Source organism: Pantoea sp. PNT03 (assembly GCF_014852515.1).
Taxonomy (GTDB): Bacteria; Pseudomonadota; Gammaproteobacteria; order Enterobacterales; family Enterobacteriaceae; genus Pantoea; species Pantoea leporis.
Genome location: NZ_JACVBT010000001.1, coordinates 150,645 through 168,147, shown reverse-complemented (window position 1 = coordinate 168,147; position 17,503 = coordinate 150,645). Strand labels below are relative to the sequence as shown.

Annotated in this window: 16 protein-coding genes; 7 read left to right on the top strand and 9 right to left on the bottom strand. The window is 57.1% G+C overall.

The genetic code is table 11. From position 1 onward, the window contains the following. Positions 1–9: 9 nt before the first annotated feature. The 4 genes from IB226_RS00785 to IB226_RS00770 are packed head-to-tail and all read left to right on the top strand — an operon-like array spanning position 10 to position 3,603. On the top strand, positions 10–1,059 hold the full coding sequence (locus IB226_RS00785) for an ABC transporter permease (protein ID WP_101763544.1): 1,050 nt from the start codon (positions 10–12) through the stop codon (positions 1,057–1,059). Then, entirely contained in the window at positions 1,059–1,751 is a 693-nt protein-coding gene (gene alsE, locus IB226_RS00780; protein ID WP_061717928.1) for a D-allulose 6-phosphate 3-epimerase, read from the top strand. The genes IB226_RS00785 and alsE overlap by 1 nt, the downstream gene beginning before the upstream one ends. Then, the gene (alsK, locus tag IB226_RS00775; protein WP_192233068.1) at positions 1,748–2,641 is read left to right on the top strand and encodes an allose kinase; all 894 of its coding nucleotides are present in this window, start codon (positions 1,748–1,750) and stop codon (positions 2,639–2,641) included. Before alsE ends, alsK begins: the two co-directional genes overlap by 4 nt. After that, on the top strand, positions 2,641–3,603 hold the full coding sequence (locus tag IB226_RS00770; protein ID WP_101763542.1) for a ribokinase: 963 nt from the start codon (positions 2,641–2,643) through the stop codon (positions 3,601–3,603). The genes alsK and IB226_RS00770 overlap by 1 nt, the downstream gene beginning before the upstream one ends. 103 nt (positions 3,604–3,706) lie before the next feature. On the opposite strand, the gene nudK is transcribed toward IB226_RS00770, so the two are convergent. The 8 genes from nudK to IB226_RS00730 all read right to left on the bottom strand — a co-directional run bounded on the left by nudK (position 3,707) and on the right by IB226_RS00730 (position 10,990). After that, entirely contained in the window at positions 3,707–4,285 is a 579-nt protein-coding gene (nudK, locus tag IB226_RS00765; RefSeq protein ID WP_192233065.1) for a GDP-mannose pyrophosphatase NudK, read from the bottom strand. Between the two features lie 230 nt (positions 4,286–4,515). Next, positions 4,516–5,100 carry a cytochrome c-type protein NapC gene (gene napC, locus IB226_RS00760; RefSeq protein ID WP_101763540.1) on the bottom strand — a complete coding sequence of 195 codons (585 nt, stop codon included), beginning with the start codon at positions 5,098–5,100 and terminating at the stop codon, positions 4,516–4,518. Positions 5,101–5,107: 7 nt separating this feature from the next. After that, complete coding sequence (gene napB / locus IB226_RS00755; protein WP_101763539.1) at positions 5,108–5,539, bottom strand: nitrate reductase cytochrome c-type subunit; 432 nt, start codon at positions 5,537–5,539, stop codon at positions 5,108–5,110. A gap of 11 nt (positions 5,540–5,550) precedes the next feature. Further along, positions 5,551–8,037 carry a nitrate reductase catalytic subunit NapA gene (napA, locus tag IB226_RS00750; RefSeq protein ID WP_192233063.1) on the bottom strand — a complete coding sequence of 829 codons (2,487 nt, stop codon included), beginning with the start codon at positions 8,035–8,037 and terminating at the stop codon, positions 5,551–5,553. Then, positions 8,034–8,312: a chaperone NapD gene (locus tag IB226_RS00745; RefSeq protein WP_101763537.1), complete on the bottom strand. Its 279-nt coding sequence runs from the start codon at positions 8,310–8,312 to the stop codon at positions 8,034–8,036. The genes napA and IB226_RS00745 overlap by 4 nt, the downstream gene beginning before the upstream one ends. After that, positions 8,302–8,772, bottom strand: a complete 471-nt coding sequence (gene napF / locus IB226_RS00740) for a ferredoxin-type protein NapF (RefSeq protein WP_192233061.1) — start codon at positions 8,770–8,772, stop codon at positions 8,302–8,304. Before napF ends, IB226_RS00745 begins: the two co-directional genes overlap by 11 nt. Before the next feature lie 163 nt (positions 8,773–8,935). Then, complete coding sequence (gene ansP / locus IB226_RS00735; RefSeq protein ID WP_101763535.1) at positions 8,936–10,438, bottom strand: L-asparagine permease; 1,503 nt, start codon at positions 10,436–10,438, stop codon at positions 8,936–8,938. A gap of 279 nt (positions 10,439–10,717) precedes the next feature. Continuing rightward, the gene (locus tag IB226_RS00730) at positions 10,718–10,990 is read right to left on the bottom strand and encodes a YdgH/BhsA/McbA-like domain containing protein (RefSeq protein WP_101763534.1); all 273 of its coding nucleotides are present in this window, start codon (positions 10,988–10,990) and stop codon (positions 10,718–10,720) included. A gap of 237 nt (positions 10,991–11,227) precedes the next feature. On the opposite strand from IB226_RS00730, the gene narQ reads away from it, so the two are divergent. The 3 genes from narQ (at position 11,228) to acrD (ending at position 16,970) form a co-directional block, all read left to right on the top strand. Beyond that, complete coding sequence (narQ, locus tag IB226_RS00725; RefSeq protein ID WP_192233059.1) at positions 11,228–12,916, top strand: nitrate/nitrite two-component system sensor histidine kinase NarQ; 1,689 nt, start codon at positions 11,228–11,230, stop codon at positions 12,914–12,916. Between the two features lie 109 nt (positions 12,917–13,025). Continuing rightward, complete coding sequence (locus IB226_RS00720) at positions 13,026–13,658, top strand: response regulator (RefSeq protein ID WP_101763532.1); 633 nt, start codon at positions 13,026–13,028, stop codon at positions 13,656–13,658. 195 nt (positions 13,659–13,853) lie between these two features. Beyond that, a complete protein-coding gene (gene acrD, locus IB226_RS00715) occupies positions 13,854–16,970 on the top strand; it encodes a multidrug efflux RND transporter permease AcrD (protein ID WP_192233057.1) in 3,117 nt (1,038 codons plus the stop codon). Positions 16,971–17,166: 196 nt separating this feature from the next. On the opposite strand, the gene ypfM is transcribed toward acrD, so the two are convergent. Continuing rightward, positions 17,167–17,226 (bottom strand): protein YpfM, encoded by a 60-nt coding sequence (ypfM, locus tag IB226_RS23375; RefSeq protein ID WP_137386901.1) that lies wholly within the window; start codon positions 17,224–17,226, stop codon positions 17,167–17,169. Positions 17,227–17,503 lie beyond the last annotated feature (277 nt).

Sequence of the window (17,503 nt, the reverse complement as noted above, 5' to 3'; positions counted from 1 at the left end):
CGCATCAACATGAAATCACTCTCTGCTCTGCGTCCGGACGGCACCAATATCGGCCTGATGCTGTTAATCGCGCTGGCGCTGGCGATCTTTACCGTCATGTTGCCGGGTCGCTTTCTCACTGATTCGACCTTTATGAGTATGGCATTTCAGCTGCCCGAGCTGGGCTTGCTGACGCTGGCGATGTTTATCGCCATTCTCAGCGGCGGACTGAATCTGGCGATCATCGCCACCGCCAACCTGACGGCGCTGTTTATCGCCTGGACGCTGATGCGCGCCCTGCCCGCCGATGCGGGAACCGGCATGCAACTGCTGTGGCTGTTTATTGCGATTATCGGCGCGATGCTGATTGCGGCGGTGATCGGCGTGATTACCGGCGTGATGGTGACGCGCATCGGTGCGCACCCGATTCTGGTGACGCTCGCGACCATGATGACGCTGAACGGTATCGGCATCTGGCTGACCAAAGGCGCGGCCGTCAGCGGCATGCCGTCGGTGGTGCAGGCGCTCGGTTCCAACACGCTGCTTGGCGTTCCGCTGCCGCTGTGGGTGTTCCTGTTTGCCGCCGCGCTGCTGGCGCTGTTCCTCGGCAAAACCCGCGCCGGTAAATGCATCTATATGGGCGGCAGCAACATCAACGCCACCTGGTTTAGCGGCATCAATACGCATCGCATGGTGATTCTGGTGTACGTCATCTCCAGCCTGCTGTGTGTGTTGGCCGGTTTGATCATGATGGCGCGCTTCAACTCGGCGCGTATGGGTTACGGCGATGCGTATCTGCTGCTGACGGTGCTGGCCATTATCCTTGGCGGCACCGACCCGAATGGCGGCTTTGGTCGCGTGACCGGCGTGGTGCTGGCGCTGATCGCCCTGCAAGTGCTCTCCACCGGCTTCAACCTGATGAACATCAGCCAGCACGTTAGCCTGGCAATGTGGGGCGCGGTGCTGATTGTGGTGTTGGCCTTCAAACAATTCAAAACTCGCTTTAACGAACATCGTGCCGTCAAGCTCAGCAAACTGGCGGCGGCGCTTAACCCTTTGACCGAAAAAAAGGAAGTATGATGCGTATTCAAGTCTCCCCGTCGTTGATGTGTATGAATCTGATGGAGATCAAGCACCAGCTCGCCGTGCTGGACTCCCGCGCCGACTTCCTGCATATCGATATTATGGATGGTCACTACGTGAAAAATATCACGCTGTCACCGTTCTTTATTGAGCAGATTCGCCCATTCACCAAAGTGGCGCTGGATGTCCATTTGATGGTCGAGCAGCCTACCGATTTCATAGAAGTGATTGCCAAAGCGGGTGCCGATTACATCTGCCCGCACGCTGAAACCATCAACCGCGATGCATTCCGGGTGATCAATATGATCCGCAGCTTCGGCAAGAAAGTTGGCGTGGTGCTTAATCCTGCTACGCCGGTCTCCTTTATTCATCACTACATTCATCTGGTGGATAAGATCACCGTGATGACGGTAGATCCAGGCTACGCCGGACAACCGTTTATTCCGGAAATGGTGCAGAAGGTACAGGAGCTGAAAGCGCTGAAGCAGGCCAACGGCTATCAATATCTGATTGAGATTGACGGTTCCTGCAATACCCGCACCTACAACACGCTGGTCGGCGCGGGTGCAGAAGTGCTGATTGTCGGCACCTCCGGTCTGTTCAATATTCATGACGATCTGGAAACCGCCTGGAATATGATGCGCGAAAGCATTGATGAGGCTCAGGGATTGGCGCAGGTATCCGCATGAAAAAATGCTGGCTCGGTATCGACATTGGCGGCACCGGCACACGTCTGCAGCTGATGGAAGCAGGCCGCGTTTGGTCGAGCTTCCGTAAAGTGCCGACGGCCAGCTGGGCGCAGCAGCCTGATGCGCTTAACGCGTTGGGCCAGTTAATCAGCGAAACGCTGGAGCAGCAGCCAGTTAGCGGCGTGATGCTCGGATTACCCGGCATTCTCAGCCGCGACCGCCAGCAGGTGATTTCGCTGCCGTTTATTCAGGCGCTGGACCAGCAACCGGTTGCCGCGCGCCTCACCGAACGCCTTGGCGTACCGGTGGCGATGGACAAAGATGTTAACCATCTGATGCTGTGGGATTTACTGCAGCTGGAGCAGCTGCCAGACAGCGCGGTGGGTTTGTATCCCGGCACCGGCATGGGCAACAGCCTGTGGCTTAACGGCCAGTTTTATCATGGTCAACACGGTGGCGCGGGTGAGCTTGGTCATGTGCCTGTTGCCGGCAACGATCTGCCCTGCCCGTGCGGCAATCGTGGCTGTGCGGAAACCGTGACGTCGGGCCATTGGCTGAGCGGCTGGGCGAGCACCCATGTGCCGGAAACCAACATGTCGGCGCTGTTTACCCAGCATCGTGAGCATCCGGAGCTGCAGGCTTTTGTACAGCGGCTGGCGCAACTGATTGCCACCGAGATGAACATCCTCGATCCGGAATACCTGATTCTGGGCGGCGGCGTGCTGGCGATGGCGGACTTCCCGCTGGCACAGCTGCGCAGCCAGATTCAGCAGCATCTTCGTCCACCCGCCACGCGTGAGGGTTTGAAGATCGTGTTTAGCCAATCCACCGACCACACCGGTTGTCGCGGTGCCTGTTTAGCCGCCGAACGTCTGTTCAGGAGTGCATGATGAAAGGAAAAGTGTGTGTGTTTGGCTCGTTCAACCTCGACGTAGTCGCGGTAATGAACCGCTTTCCGATGCCGGGCGAATCGCTCACCGCCCATACCAGCATGATGGGACCGGGCGGCAAAGGCGCGAACCAGGCGACGGCCGCGCTGCGCGCCGGCGCGCGCGTGCACTATATCGGTAAGATTGGTAATGATGACTTCGGCATGTTTGCGCGTCGCCATCTGGAAAAGACCGGTTTCGATGCCATTACCTTGTTTACCTGCAAGGAGAAACCGACCGGCAATGCGCTGATTTATGTCGCCGGGGACGATGCCGAGAATATGATTTCAGTCTATCCCGGCGCGAACACCACCGTAACAGCCGCCGAGGTGACGCGCTGCCAACCCACCGTTGCGGCAGCCGATATTCTGCTGGTGCAGCTGGAGAATAATCTCAGCGCCATCCAGCGCATGATCGACAACGCGCGCGCCGGTGGCACCTTTGTGATTATGAATCCTGCGCCGTGGCAGAAGGTCACCGATGCGCTGCTGGCAAAAGTGGATTTGCTGACGCCTAACAGCACCGAAGCGATGCAGCTGACCGGCGTGAAGGTCACCGACTTCGCCAGCGCGCAGCAAGCCGCAGAGAAGCTGCATCGCAAAGGGGCGCGTCAGGTGATTATTACGTTGGGGGTTTGCGGTGCGTTGCTGTCAGTAGCAGACCAGCCGCCGCTGCGTATTCCGCTGTTCCCGGCTCAGCCGCTGGATACCACCGGCGCGGGCGATGCGTTTAATGGCGCACTGGCGGCGCGGCTGGCTTCCGGCGATGAACTGCCACAGGCGGCGCTGTTTGCTTCAGCTTATGCTTCGCTGTGTGTGGAACGCTCCGGTGCAGCGCACTCGATGCCTTCGTATGCCGAAGCGCTGGCAAGATTGCAGGCGTATCCGCAATGTGTCCCGGAAACGTTGGGAGAGTGTGTTTAAGGCAAGATGGCCACACATTGCTGTAGCGGCGCAATTTATTGCGCATTTTCACATCGATGAAAAGGTCAAAAGAGCGCAATAAATTGCGCCGCTACGGTCAAAACTACGCCTGCAACCAACCGGCGATCTGCGCATGCTGTAGCAGCATAATGGCTTTACCGTCACGAATGCGGCCATCTTTCACCATCGCCAGCGCCTCCGGGAAACTCAGCTCCAGCACGGTAATCTCTTCATCCTCAACGCCACCGCCCTTGTTGGCGCGCTGTGCATCGCTGTATTCCGCGGCGAAGAAGTGGATCAGTTCAGTCACGCCGCCCGGCGACATGTAGGCTTCAAAAACTTTATCGACCTTACCCACCTGATAGCCGGTCTCTTCTATCGCTTCTTTGCGGATGCAATCTTCCGGCGAGTCGTCATCCAGCAGCCCGGCGCAGGTCTCAATCAACTCGCCACTTTCATTGCCATTGACATAAGTAGCAATGCGGAACTGACGCACCAGCAGCACGCTATTTTTTTCAGTGTTGTACAGCAGGATGGTGGCGCCGTTACCGCGATCGTACACTTCGCGCTTGTGACGCACGACTTCGCCGTTGTTGCGGATGAGTTCGTAGGTGAAGTTGCGCAGCACAAACCAGTTTTCTGACAGCAACTTGTCTTTGATGATGTTGATCTTTAACGACATAACCGCTCCACTGCTAAATTGAGGGAGCCTGAGATGATAGGCCGAAGCGGCGGGGAAAACTATCTGAATTGTGAGGCCGGTCGCCGTGATGGGCGCTCCTGGCTCAGTGCACAGAGATTGTAGCGGCGCAATGGGTTGCGCGTTAAATCGCGCCGCTACGGATTGTGCAGTGGTTTGATGCGCTGCGGTAGTGATCGGCATTACGCCAATTCATGCCGCGTTGTTAGGCCTCAAAAACCGTTGGGTTGGTCTTTCATATCGGGCAGATGGTGCGCGATACCTTTGTGGCAATCGATACAGGTTTTCCCTTCCTCAACTGCTTTGCTGTGCATCTTCGCGGCCACGGTCTTCTGCGCGGTGAAATCCATATAATCGAAGTTGTGGCAGTTACGACACTCCTGCGAATTGTTGTTTTTCATCCTGCGCCACTCGTTTTGCGCCAGCTTAATGCGATGATCCTCGAACTTTTGCGGCGTATCGATGATGCCGAAAATCTTGGCATATACCTCTTTGCTCGCCTGGATCTTACGCAGCATTTTCGGGCCCCACTCGTGCGGCACGTGACAATCCGGACAGGTGGCGCGCACGCCGCTGCGGTTGTTGTAGTGCACCGTCTGCATATATTCCTGATAGACGTTATTTCGCATCTCATGGCAGCCAATACAGAACTGCTCGCGGTTGGTCATCTCCATTGCGGTATTGAAGCCGCCCCAGAAAATGATGCCGCCAGCAAAGCCCAGAATCAGTAGCGTACCGAGCGCCAGACGGCTCGGACGCCGCCACCAGCGCCAGATGCGCAGAAGTTTCTCTTTCATCATGTCCTCACTTACCGAAGCCGTCAGCCGGTTTGAAGGTGTTTTCCACCACCGGTTTGGCATCGGTTTGCGGTACGTGACACTGCAGGCAGAAGTAGCGACGCGGCGACACGGTGCTGCTCACCAGTCCATCGCGATCGGTGAAGTGCGTTGGGCTAACGCGTGGCGCGCCGGTGGTGAGATAGCTCTGCGTGCCGTGACACTGCAGACAACGGTTCACGTTTTTCGTCACCTGATAGCCATCGACGCTATGCGGGATCACCGGCGGCTGATTCACATAGTTCAACGGCTTGCGGCTCTGCTCTTTGGGCTGATGAATGGTGCCCTGTTGCGTGGCCGTCACTTCCGGTGACTGATTGAGATCGACGCCGTTGTGGGCGTAAACCGTGCCGCCCAGCATCAGGGCGGCCAAAGTAACAAGTGTGATTAAGGGTTTCATTGCATCCTGCCTTAAATTTTAACCAGCTTGACGGCGCATTTTTTGTAATCGGTCTGCTTCGACAGCGGATCGGTGGCGTCCAGCGTGACATTGTTGGCCAGCACGCCCGCATCAAAGAACGGCATAAATACCAGACCTTTGGGCGGCTGATTGCGACCGCGCGTTTCCACGGTGGCAAGGGTTTCGCCACGACGCGACACCACGCGGACTTTCTCGCCGCGACGGAAATTGCGCTCTTTGGCATCCAGCGGATGTATATAGAGTAGCGCCTGCGGCACTGCGCGGTGCAGCTCCGGCACGCGACGCGTCATGGTGCCGGTGTGCCAGTGTTCAAGCACGCGACCGGTACAGAACCACAGGTCGTACTCTTCATCCGGCGATTCGGCTGGCGCTTCGTAAGGCAGCGCAAAAATGGTGGCTTTGCCATCCGGCTTGCCGTAGAAACGCACGCCTTCACCGGCTTTGACGTAGCTGTCGTAACCTTCGCGATAGCGCCAGCGCGTCTCTTTGCCATCCACCACCGGCCAGCGCAGGCCGCGCGCCTGATGGTAAGCATCGAACGGCGCAAGATCGTGGCCGTGACCGCGACCAAAGCTGGCGTACTCCTCGAACAAGCCTTTCTGGATGTAGAAGCCAAACTCGCGCGCTTCATCATTCAACTGGTCATCTGCCACTTCACTCAGTGGGAATTGGTTGACCTGGCCGTTGGCGTACAGCACATCAAACAGCGTTTTGTCGCGCAGCTCCGGATTCTGTGCCAGCAGCGCTTCCGGCCACACTTCCGCTACCTTGAAACGTTTGGAGAAATTCACCAGCTGCCACAGATCGGATTTCGCGTCGCCCGGCGCTTTCACCTGCTGATGCCAGAACTGAGTACGACGCTCGGCGTTGCCATACGCGCCCTCTTTCTCCACCCACATCGCAGTGGGCAGAATCAGGTCAGCCGACAAGGCGCTGACGGTGGGATAGGGATCGGAAACCACGATGAAGTTGCGCTCATCGCGCCAGCCCGGCATACGCTCCTGCGTCAGGTTGGGACCGGCCTGCATGTTGTTGTTACACATCACCCAGTAGGCGTTGAGCTTGCCATCTTTCAGCGCGCGATCCTGCGCCACGGCATGCAAACCAATTTTGGCCGGCACCGTGCCCTGCGGCAGCTTCCACAGCTTCTCGGCGGTAGCGCGGTGTTTGTCATTATTAACCACCATGTCCGCCGGTAAACGGTGTGAGAAGGTGCCGACTTCACGCGCCGTGCCGCACGCCGACGGCTGGCCGGTGAGCGAGAACGGACCGGTGCCCGGACGTGAAATTTTGCCGGTCAATAAGTGCAGGTTGTAGCACAGGTTATTGGCCCACACGCCGCGCGTATGCTGGTTGAAGCCCATGGTCCAGTACGACACCACGTTGACTTTCGGATCGGCATACAGCTCGGCGAGGGCGATGAGTTGATCTTTCTCGACACCGCTCATTGCGCTGGCTTTTTCCACCGTGTACTCAGAGACAAACTTCGCAAACTCGTCAAAGCTCATCGGCGTGGATTCGCCGCTGTCCGGGTTCTTCGCCGAAGCCTGACGCGGATCGGTGGGGCGCAAACCGTAACCGATTTCGGTCACGCCTTTGCGTAGCGTAACGTGGTTCTGCAGGAAGGTTTTATCGACCTTGTTGTTCTGAATAATGTAGTTGGCGATGAAGTTGAGGATCGCCAGATCGCTCTGCGGTGTGAACACCATCGCGTTGTCGGCCAGCTCAAAACTGCGATGACGATAGGTGGAAAGCACCGCCACTTTGACTTTCTCACTGCTGAGACGACGCGCGGTAATACGTGACCACAGAATCGGGTGCATCTCCGCCATGTTGGAGCCCCACAACACAAAGGCGTCGGCCTGCTCGATGTCGTCGTAGCAGCCCATCGGTTCGTCCATGCCGAAGGTGCGCATAAAGCCAACCACCGCTGAAGCCATGCAGTGACGCGCATTGGGATCGAGATTGTTGGTGCGGAAACCGGCTTTCATCAGCTTGGAGGCCGCGTAACCTTCCCACACCGTCCACTGACCGGAACCGAACATGCCGACCGAATCCGGGCCGTTGGCTTTCAGCGCCGCTTTGAACTTCTCTTCCATGATGTCGAAGGCTTGATCCCAGCTGACCGGGGTGAACTCGCCCTCTTTGGCATATTTACCGTCGGTCATGCGCAGCAGCGGCTGGGTCAGACGATCTTTCCCGTACATGATCTTCGGCAGGAAATAGCCTTTGATACAGTTCAGACCGCGGTTCACTTCTGCCTGTGGATCGCCCTGCGACGCCACTACGCGGCCATCCTGGGTGCCAACCAGCACGCCACAGCCGGTGCCGCAGAATCGACACGGCGCTTTTTCCCAGCGAATTGGCGCAGCCAATGAGGTCGCGGCTTTGGTGACGGTGGGAATGGTGAGTCCTGCAGCCGTTGCAGCAGCAGCCGCCGCATTGGCCTTCATAAAATCACGACGACTTATGCTCATGATGCTTCCTTACAAGGTTCTTCAATTTCGTCTTGCTGGTGATAGACCAGCGATACCGCCAACACGCCAGCGATGTTGCGGCTCTCTTCAATATTGCGCAGCAGCGCGGCGCTATCCGTCGCACCCAGCGTCACCGCCAGCGTGCCGCGCGCGGCGTCTTCCGCGGCGATGTCGCAATCGGCAAAGGCCAGCAGCGCACTTTTTACGGCGGGAATCGACGCCGGCCGCGCCTGAATCACCAGGCCGCAGACGTGCCAACTGTTTTCATGGTTCATGATGTAATCCTGTGGCTGAGACCGGGCAAGGCGCGATGCAGGCGCCGCAACCGGTGCAATGCTGCGGAAGGGTTTCAGGCTGTGCGATGCCGTTCGGCATCAGCTGGAAACGGATGGCTTGCTGTTCACAACTCTCCTGGCAGCTGCGGCAGTTCACGCCCAGGAAGGTGATGCAGCGGTTGTCGATGCGAATGCGCTGTGGAAACGGCTCGGTTTCACGCGCGTGGAATAGCGGCTGCGGGCAAGCGTCTACGCAGGCGGCGCAAAACGTGCATTCACCCTGCAGAAAATCGAGGTGCGGCACTTCACCGGCAGCCAGGCGGATGATGTGTGTTTCGCAGGCCGAGACGCATGTGCCGCAGCCATCACAACCCTTCTCTCCCCGCCACCATGGCAAAGCGATGCCGTCAGCAGACGCTACGCGCTGCCCGGTAAAGAGTTCACGTCGCGACAGCGCCATCGGTTCACCTTAAACGGGGGAAAGAGAGATGGTGCGTAAAATAACCTGACGCTATAGAGGGCTATATCACCCCAAAGGGGTAAATCCCGACGTGGGATCAAGTGAAGGGGAATTGAAATAAAAACGGGGGCCAAAAGGCCCCCTTAGATGAGAATCGCTACGATTAACGCGCGTTATCGTCCGCCAGTTTCGGCGATACATCATCCTGGTCGTCAGCATGATGTTCGTGCTCTTTCATCGCTTCGGCATTAACGCGTTTGCGCACGCCAAACCAACCCAGCACGAGCACCACGGCAATCAGGGGAATCGAGGCGATGGTGTAAGTGCCGTTCGGATAGTCGAACGCCATCAGCACCAGCACGCTCACCAGGAACAGCAGCGTCAACCAGGAGGTGAACGGCGCCCACGGTAGCTTGAAGCTGACATCTTCGGCTTTGCCCTCTTTGATCGCTTTGCGCAGACGCATCTGGCACACCACGATAAAGGCCCACGACGAGATGATGCCGAGTGACGCCACGTTCAGAACGATTTCAAACACCTGCGACGGCACATAGTAGTTCAGCACCACGCCGATGATGTAAACGGCAACGGTGACCAGAATGCCGGCATACGGCACCTGCTGCTTGCTCATCTTCGACATAAACTGTGGCGCAGAACCGCCCATCGACATGGAGCGCAGAATACGGCCGGTGGAATAGAGACCCGAGTTGAGGCTCGACAGCGCGGCGCTCAGCACCACGATGTTCATTACGCTACCGATATAAGGCACGCCCAGTTTGGAGAAGAAGGTCACGAACGGACTTTGCCCCGCCTGATAGGCATTCCACGGCAGCAGCAGTACCAGCAGCACCACGGAACCGACGTAGAACAGGCCGATACGCCAGATCACGCTGTTGATGGCTTTTGGCAGCATGGTCTTGGGATCTTTACATTCGCCTGCTGCGGTACCTACCAGCTCAATCGAGGCGAAGGCGAACACGACGCCCTGCACCAACACCAGCGCTGGCAGCAAGCCGTGCGGGAAGAAACCGCCGTTATCGGTGATCAGATGGAAGCCGGTGGTATTGCCGTCCAGCGGTTTACCGCTGCCGAGGAACACCACGCCGACAATCAGGAACACCACGATAGCCAGCACTTTCACCAGCGCGAACCAGAACTCCATCTCGGCGAACCACTTCACGCCGATCATGTTCATGGTGCCGACAATCGCCAGCGCGCCTAGCGCAAACACCCACTGCGGCACATCGCCAAACGCGCCCCAATAGTGCATATAAAGCGCGACTGCGGTGATATCGACGATACCGGTCATCGCCCAGTTAACGAAATACATCCAGCCCGCAACGTAAGACGCTTTTTCCCCAAGGAATTCACGCGCATAAGAAACAAAGCTGCCGCTGGAAGGACGATGTAACACCAGTTCGCCCAACGCTCGGAGGATAAAGAAGGAGAAGATACCGCACACCAGATAAACCAGCGCCAGTGCAGGACCGGCCATTTGCAGGCGCGCGCCAGCACCGAGGAACAGACCGGTACCGATAGCACCGCCGATGGCGATCATTTGTACCTGGCGGTTACCCATTGCTTTGTGGTAACCGCTGTCATGCGAGTTGAGCCAGCGTCTTTTCGCAGCGCGTTGTTCGGCTGCGGTTTTTTTAGTTGATTTCATAGCTATCCTGTTTGTCCTGACCATCAATCACCGCGTAACCAAACGATTGCGTATGGCGGTGCGAAATGGGGTAAAAACCCGGTGTCACAGCGGCGGAACGATGTCGCGTGGCGGGGTGGGAATTTACGGCGATGAATCCTACCCGTTCTGCAAGAACGAAGCAAAAAATACCGCCAGGCTGCACAAGATGAATTGTAATAATCCGTCGCGGTGCACAAAAAAACCGGCCAGAGGGCTGACCGGTAAAGGGATGGCTACAGGGATAACTACTGGAGGGAATTAACGATAAATCTCTGCGGTGCCGCTCCACAGGCTGGAGTCGCCCGGAGTTTGTACACCAATAACACGATAACCGCTGGCACCTTCCTCTTGCGCTTTTTGCGACAGATGGCGCGTTGCGTCATCCAGCGAGCCGCGTACGCCGCTGATGGAAACGGTGCCCGCGCTTTGCAGGTTTTGCGCTTGCGTGGCGCTTACGGGCTGGGCCGCCAACGTCGAGAAACTTGCGGTGGCAAGCAGTGCAGCAGTCAGAACGGCATAACGTCTCTTCATGGGATGCTCCTGTTGTCTTCCGTTAAGGGTTACAGGACTTATTATCACGCAGGGAATGAAAACCAGGTTGAGCAAGCCGTAAAGCCGTTTAATAATTCGCCAGCTTAGCGCGGGTTATTTAGAGAAAGGTAAAGAGAAAGGGTTTTCTCTGTTAAAAGTAACCTGATGTGACGAGATCTCACTCGCCGTCACCGCACGGCTGCCCTATAATCCCCCGCTCTTACAAGGGTTATTACTGTGATTGTGAAACGTCCCGTTACTCGTACCATTGCGCGCGCACTTAGCGTGATTGTGCTGCTGTCGCTGTTGACCACCGGGCTGGCGCTGATGACGCTCTCCAGCAGCCTGCGCGATGCCGAAGCGGTGAATGTCGCCGGATCGCTGCGCATGCAGATATATCGTCTGGCGTGGGACAGCACGCGCGATCCGCAGCAATTGGATCATCACATCCAACTTTACCGGCAAACGCTGGAATCCCCGGCGCTGCAGCACCTGGAGCGCGCGTGGGTACCGCTTGAAGTGAGTAGCCGCTATCGCTATCTGCGTCACAGCTGGCCGATGCTGCAGGAAACGTTGCAGCCCAGGCGAGCACAAATCTACCAGCAGCGTGTCGCGGGCTACGTCAGCGAGATCGACCGCTTCGTGCTGGCATTACAGCATTATGCTGAACTGAAGATGCATCTGGTGGCCGCCAGCAGCCTGTTCGGTTTTCTGGCGATTGTGGCGCTGGCGTTGTGGACGATTCGCTTTATCCGCCGCAACGTGGTGCGACCGCTCAACGCGCTGGTGACCGCTAGCCAATATGTTGAGCAGGCGAATTTCGCTTTTCCGCCGCTGCCGGTGCAACAGCCGAATGAACTGGGCGTGCTGGCGCAGGCTTTTACTACCATGGCCGAACGGCTGCATTCGCACTATCGCCTGCTGGAGTGCGCGGTGCGTGATAAAACCGAAGATCTCACCCAGGCCAATCGCACACTTTCTCTACTGTATGAAAGCTCACAAATTCTCACCAGCAGCCCACCCAATCCCGAACTGTTTCAGGGATTGCTGCGTCTGGTACAGCGCCGTGAAGCGCTGACGGTGCTGAAAATTGTCAGCGAAGGGATTGAGTTTCAGGCCGGTGTGGCAACGGATGAGGTGAGCTGGCAGCGTTTGCCGTTGATGCAGGAAGAGCAGCGGCTGGGCGAACTGTGCTGGCAAACCCACCGCGCACCGCCCGCCGACGAACTGATGCAGAGCCTGGCGAACATGCTGGCGCGCGCACTGTGGATTTGGCAGACGCAAAAGCAGTATCAGCAGATGCTATTAATAGAAGAGCGCGCCACCATTGCGCGGGAATTGCACGATTCGCTGGCGCAGTCGCTCTCTTTCCTGCGCATCCAGCTGGCGCTGCTGCGACGCAATGTCGATGGGTCGCAACCGCAGGCGCTGGCGATTATCACTGATTTTGATCGCGCGCTGGCCGAAGCCTATCAGCAGCTGCGCGAACTGCTGACCACATTCCGTCTGACCATCGAACAGGCTGATTTGGTGCAGGCGATGCAGGCGATGATTGCGCCGCTGCAGGAGCAATCGCAGGCGGCAATCGACTTCGATTATCAGCCCGGCTTGCAGATGCTGGATGCGCAGCAGCAAGTGCATGTGCTGCAGATTGCGCGCGAAGCGCTGCTCAACGCGATTCGCCACGCGCAGGCGCACAATATTCAGATTCACTATCAGCGTGTCGCTGATGAGGACCACTTACTGACCATCGAAGACGATGGCTGCGGCATCAGCAGCCTCGAAGAGCCGCCAGGACATTATGGTCTCACCATCATGGCGGAGCGCGCCGCGCGGTTATCCGGCACGCTGATGATTACCCCGCAGGCGCAAGGCACGCGCGTCACGCTGCGTTTTCCACCGCGCCCGACGCACCGGTTGAGCTGACAGATTATAGAGCGCACCTGCTGTAGCGGCGCGATTCATCGCGCAATAAACTGCGCCGCTACGGCAGATGCGTTAATGAAAGAAAGTTGCCTTTGATACTGGAGATATTATGGCTAACCCTTCCCTGACCATTATGATCGTTGACGATCATCCACTGATGCGCCGTGGTATTCGCCAGTTGCTGGCGCTGGAGCCCCGGCTGGACGTGGTAGCGGAAGCCAATAATGGCACTGAAGCGCTGGCCGAAGCACGCCGTTTGTCGCCGGATGTCATTCTGCTGGATCTCAACATGAAAGGCATGTCCGGGCTGGACACGCTGAAAGCGCTGCGTAACGAAGGCATCGCCGCACGGATTCTGGTGCTGACGGTTTCCGATGCGCGCAGTGATATTTATGCGATGGTGGATGCTGGTGCCGATGGCTATCTGCTCAAGGACAGCGAACCCGAACTACTGCTGGCGCAAGTGATGCGCGGCGCTAAAGGTGAAAACGTGTTTAGCGAGGTGGTGGCCGATTATCTGGCGACGCGCCAGCCGACGACAAATCCGTTCAAACAGCTCACCGAACGCGAACTGGATGTGCTGCAGGAAGTGGCGCGTGGCTTATCGAATAAGGAAATTGCTGCCACCTTGCATATCTCCGAAGAGACGGTAAAAGTGCACATTCGCAACTTGCTGCGTAAGCTGGATGTCCGTTCGCGCGTTGCCGCTACGGTACTGTGGCTCGAAAGCCGACATCTGTAGTCGCGCACAAAAAACCGTCACTATATTTACACTTTCTCCATAATTTACTCACGATTCTCTAATTTGTGCCGCGTAGAGTGTCTGCAGCAGGAGTCTTTCGAGAGAGCAGTTTGCACTCCGCCAGCGTGACGCCGTCCGCGCATCGCGCTCATCATAATAAAAGTAAAAAATACGCAGTTGAGGAGTGTCGGTTTCATGTCGAATTTCTTTATCGACCGGCCCATTTTTGCCTGGGTTCTGTCTATTCTGCTCTGCCTGTGCGGTACGTTGGCGATCGTCTCGCTACCGGTTGAGCAATATCCCGACCTCGCGCCGCCTAACGTGCGTATCACCGCCAACTATCCCGGCGCATCCGCGGAAACGCTGGAGAACACCGTTACGCAAGTTATCGAACAGAACATGACCGGCATCGATAATTTGATGTACATGTCCTCCAACAGCAGCAACACCGGCCAGGCCCAGATCACCCTCACCTTTACCGCGGGCACCAACCCCGACGAAGCGCGCCAGCAGGTGCAAAACCAATTGCAAAGTGCGCTGCGTAAATTGCCTGCGGCGGTACAGTCACAAGGCGTGACGGTGAATAAAACCGGTGACAGCAATATCCTGATGATTGCCTTCGTCTCTACCGACGGAAGCATGGACAAACAGGATATTTCAGATTACGTCGCCAGTAACATTCAGGATCCGCTCAGCCGTGTTGATGGCGTCGGCCAAGTGGATGCTTACGGCTCGCAATATGCGATGCGGATCTGGCTCGATCCCAACAAGCTGATTGCCTACGCGCTGACCACCGAAGACGTGGTGAGCGCGATTGAATCGCAAAATGCGCAGGTGGCGGTGGGTCAGGTAGGCGGATTGCCGTCGGTGGACAAGCAGGCGCTCAACGCCACGGTGAATGCGCAGTCGATGCTGCAAACCCCGGCGCAGTTCAAAGCGGTGACGCTGAAAACCAACAGCGACGGCTCGGTGGTGACGCTCGGCGATGTGGCGGATGTGGCGATGGGCGCGGAAAAATATGATTTCCTCAGCCGCTATAATGGCCAGGCGGCATCGGGGCTCGGCATTAAGCTGGCTTCCGGTGCCAATGAGATGAACACCGACAAACTGGTGCGTGAGCGTATTGCTGAGCTGTCGCACTACTTCCCGCACGGGCTGGAAGCTAAAGTCGCTTACGAAACCACGCCGTTCGTTAAGGCCTCGATTAAAGACGTGGTGAAGACCCTGCTGGAAGCGATCCTGCTGGTGTTCCTTGTGATGTATCTGTTCCTGCAAAACTTTCGTGCCACGCTAATTCCAACTATCGCCGTGCCGGTGGTGCTCCTCGGCACCTTTGCGGTGCTTTACGCCTTCGGCTACAGCATCAACACCCTGACGATGTTCGCCATGGTGCTCGCCATCGGCTTGCTGGTGGATGACGCCATCGTGGTGGTGGAAAACGTCGAGCGCATCATGAGCGAGGAAGGTCTGTCGCCGCGCGCCGCTACGCGTAAATCGATGGGCCAGATTCAGGGCGCGCTGGTTGGCATTGCGCTGGTGCTGTCGGCGGTGTTTGTACCGATGGCGTTCTTTGGCGGCACCGTCGGCGCCATCTATCGCCAGTTCTCGATCACTATCGTTTCGGCAATGGTGCTGTCGGTATTGGTGGCGATGATTCTGACGCCCGCGCTCTGTTCCACGCTGCTGAAACCGCTGGAGCAAGGCCATCATCACGGTCGTCGTGGCTTCTTCGGCTGGTTTAACCGCACCTTCAACGCCAGCGCAGAACGTTACGAGCGCGGCGTCGCCAAAATTCTGCGTAAAGGCGGCCGCTGGCTGCTGCTCTATCTGGCGATTATCGGCGTGATGGCGTTCCTGTTTATTCGTCTGCCCACCTCGTTCCTGCCGCTGGAAGATCGCGGCGTGTTCCTGACGCAGGTGCAATTGCCGGCCGGTTCGACGCTGCAACAAACCTCGGACGTGGTGGCGAAGGTCGAAAATTATTATATGACCCAGGAGAAAGACAATGTGGTTTCGGTGTTCTCCACCATCGGAGCGGGTCCTGGCGGTAACGGTCAAAACGTCGCGCGCCTGTTCGTTCGCTTGAAAGATTGGGAGGAGCGTCCGGGCAGCGATCGCACCTCTTTCGCCATCATCGAGCGCGCGACTAAAGCCTTCCACACGATCAACGAAGCGCGCGTTATCGCCAGCAGCCCGCCCGCGATTACCGGCATGGGCAGTTCGTCGGGCTTCGATATGGAGTTGCAGGATCACGGTGGCATCGGTCACACGCGGCTAATGGCAATGCGCGATAAGTTACTGGAGATGGCTGACAGCAATCCGGCGCTGTCACGCGTACGTCACAACGGCCTCGACGACAGCCCGCAGTTGCAGATTGATGTCGACCAGCGCAAAGCGCAGGCGCTTGGCGTGTCGCTGGATACCATCAACGACACCTTAACCACCGCGTGGGGCTCAACTTACGTCAATGACTTCCTCGATCGCGGTCGCGTGAAAAAAGTCTACGTGCAGGCGGCGGCAGAGTTCCGCATGCTGCCGGAAGACGTAAATAAGTGGTATGTGCGTAACAACAGCGGCAGCATGGTGCCCTTCTCTGCCTTCGCCACCAGCCATTGGCAAACCGGTTCACCGCGTCTGGAGCGCTACAACGGTTACTCTGCGCTGGAGATTGTCGGTGAAGCGGCGAACGGCGTCAGCAGCGGTACCGCGATGGACGAGATGGAGAAACTGGTTGGGCAGCTGCCGCTGGGCGTAGGCTTCCAGTGGACCGGCGCCTCCTATCAGGAACGTTTGTCCGGTTCTCAGGCGCCGGCGCTGTATGCGATTTCGCTGCTGGTGGTGTTCCTGTGTCTGGCGGCGTTGTATGAGAGCTGGTCGATTCCATTCTCAGTGATGCTGGTGGTGCCGCTCGGCGTGGTGGGCGCGCTGGTGGCAACCTGGATGCGCGGGCTGGAGAACGATGTCTATTTCCAGGTGGGCTTGCTCACGGTGATTGGCTTGTCGGCGAAGAATGCCATTTTGATTGTCGAGTTCGCCAATGAGATCAACAGTAAAGGCCGCGAGCTGATGGAGTCGACGCTGGAAGCCTCGCGTCAGCGTCTGCGCCCGATTCTGATGACTTCGCTGGCGTTTATCTTCGGCGTGCTGCCGATGGCCATCAGCAGCGGTGCCGGTTCCGGCAGCCAGCACGCGGTGGGTACCGGCGTGATGGGCGGGATGATTTCTGCCACCGTGCTGGCGATTTTCTTTGTACCGCTGTTCTTTGTGGTGGTACGCCGCCGCTTCCCGCTAAAAGAGAAGCCGCACGATTGAGCATGCCATTGCGCCGCTACGGTTTGTGCGGACATCAGGTTCCGCGCATATCAAGTGCACACACTTGTCGCGGCGTGATTCATCGCGCGCGGTTAAATGAATAAAAAAGCCGCCATGAACATCCATGGCGGCTTTATTGTTGTGTGTGGTAAGAATTACAGCAAGTTGGGAAGTGCCCTGCTTTTCTCTTCACGCGTTACTTACGTAACATCGCTTCGATGAATTCTTTCCAGTTTCCCATTTCGGTGTCGACCATAAAACCCTCTCTTATTGTAGCGGCAATTCTACGCCGTTTTTTTCTAGTGGTGAATACGTTTCCACCTGTTATCACCATCGGCACAAGCGTAGAAAAGCTTCAATCTGTTGAAATTGCGTACTGACGCACATTTCAGCAACTCTATAATGCGGCAGGAAAAATGGCTGACTTAAATCGGGTAGCAGAAATCTGCGTTTAGGATAATCCTTAGTGGCTTAATGATGTCGCAGGCAATTATTAAGTGCGTAAGTGAAAGCGCTTCCTGGCCCTAAGTAAT

What these genes read in the sequence shown, in the direction of transcription:
- IB226_RS00785 (WP_101763544.1), top strand. Translation starts at nt 10, where the DNA reads ATGAAATCACTCTCTGCTCTGCGTCCGGACGGCACCAATATCGGCCTG.
- alsE (WP_061717928.1), top strand. Translation starts at nt 1,059, where the DNA reads ATGCGTATTCAAGTCTCCCCGTCGTTGATGTGTATGAATCTGATGGAG.
- alsK (WP_192233068.1), top strand. Translation starts at nt 1,748, where the DNA reads ATGAAAAAATGCTGGCTCGGTATCGACATTGGCGGCACCGGCACACGT.
- IB226_RS00770 (WP_101763542.1), top strand. Translation starts at nt 2,641, where the DNA reads ATGAAAGGAAAAGTGTGTGTGTTTGGCTCGTTCAACCTCGACGTAGTC.
- nudK (WP_192233065.1), bottom strand. Translation starts at nt 4,285, where the DNA reads ATGTCGTTAAAGATCAACATCATCAAAGACAAGTTGCTGTCAGAAAAC.
- napC (WP_101763540.1), bottom strand. Translation starts at nt 5,100, where the DNA reads ATGAAAGAGAAACTTCTGCGCATCTGGCGCTGGTGGCGGCGTCCGAGC.
- napB (WP_101763539.1), bottom strand. Translation starts at nt 5,539, where the DNA reads ATGAAACCCTTAATCACACTTGTTACTTTGGCCGCCCTGATGCTGGGC.
- napA (WP_192233063.1), bottom strand. Translation starts at nt 8,037, where the DNA reads ATGAGCATAAGTCGTCGTGATTTTATGAAGGCCAATGCGGCGGCTGCT.
- IB226_RS00745 (WP_101763537.1), bottom strand. Translation starts at nt 8,312, where the DNA reads ATGAACCATGAAAACAGTTGGCACGTCTGCGGCCTGGTGATTCAGGCG.
- napF (WP_192233061.1), bottom strand. Translation starts at nt 8,772, where the DNA reads ATGGCGCTGTCGCGACGTGAACTCTTTACCGGGCAGCGCGTAGCGTCT.
- ansP (WP_101763535.1), bottom strand. Translation starts at nt 10,438, where the DNA reads ATGAAATCAACTAAAAAAACCGCAGCCGAACAACGCGCTGCGAAAAGA.
- IB226_RS00730 (WP_101763534.1), bottom strand. Translation starts at nt 10,990, where the DNA reads ATGAAGAGACGTTATGCCGTTCTGACTGCTGCACTGCTTGCCACCGCA.
- IB226_RS00720 (WP_101763532.1), top strand. Translation starts at nt 13,026, where the DNA reads ATGGCTAACCCTTCCCTGACCATTATGATCGTTGACGATCATCCACTG.
- acrD (WP_192233057.1), top strand. Translation starts at nt 13,854, where the DNA reads ATGTCGAATTTCTTTATCGACCGGCCCATTTTTGCCTGGGTTCTGTCT.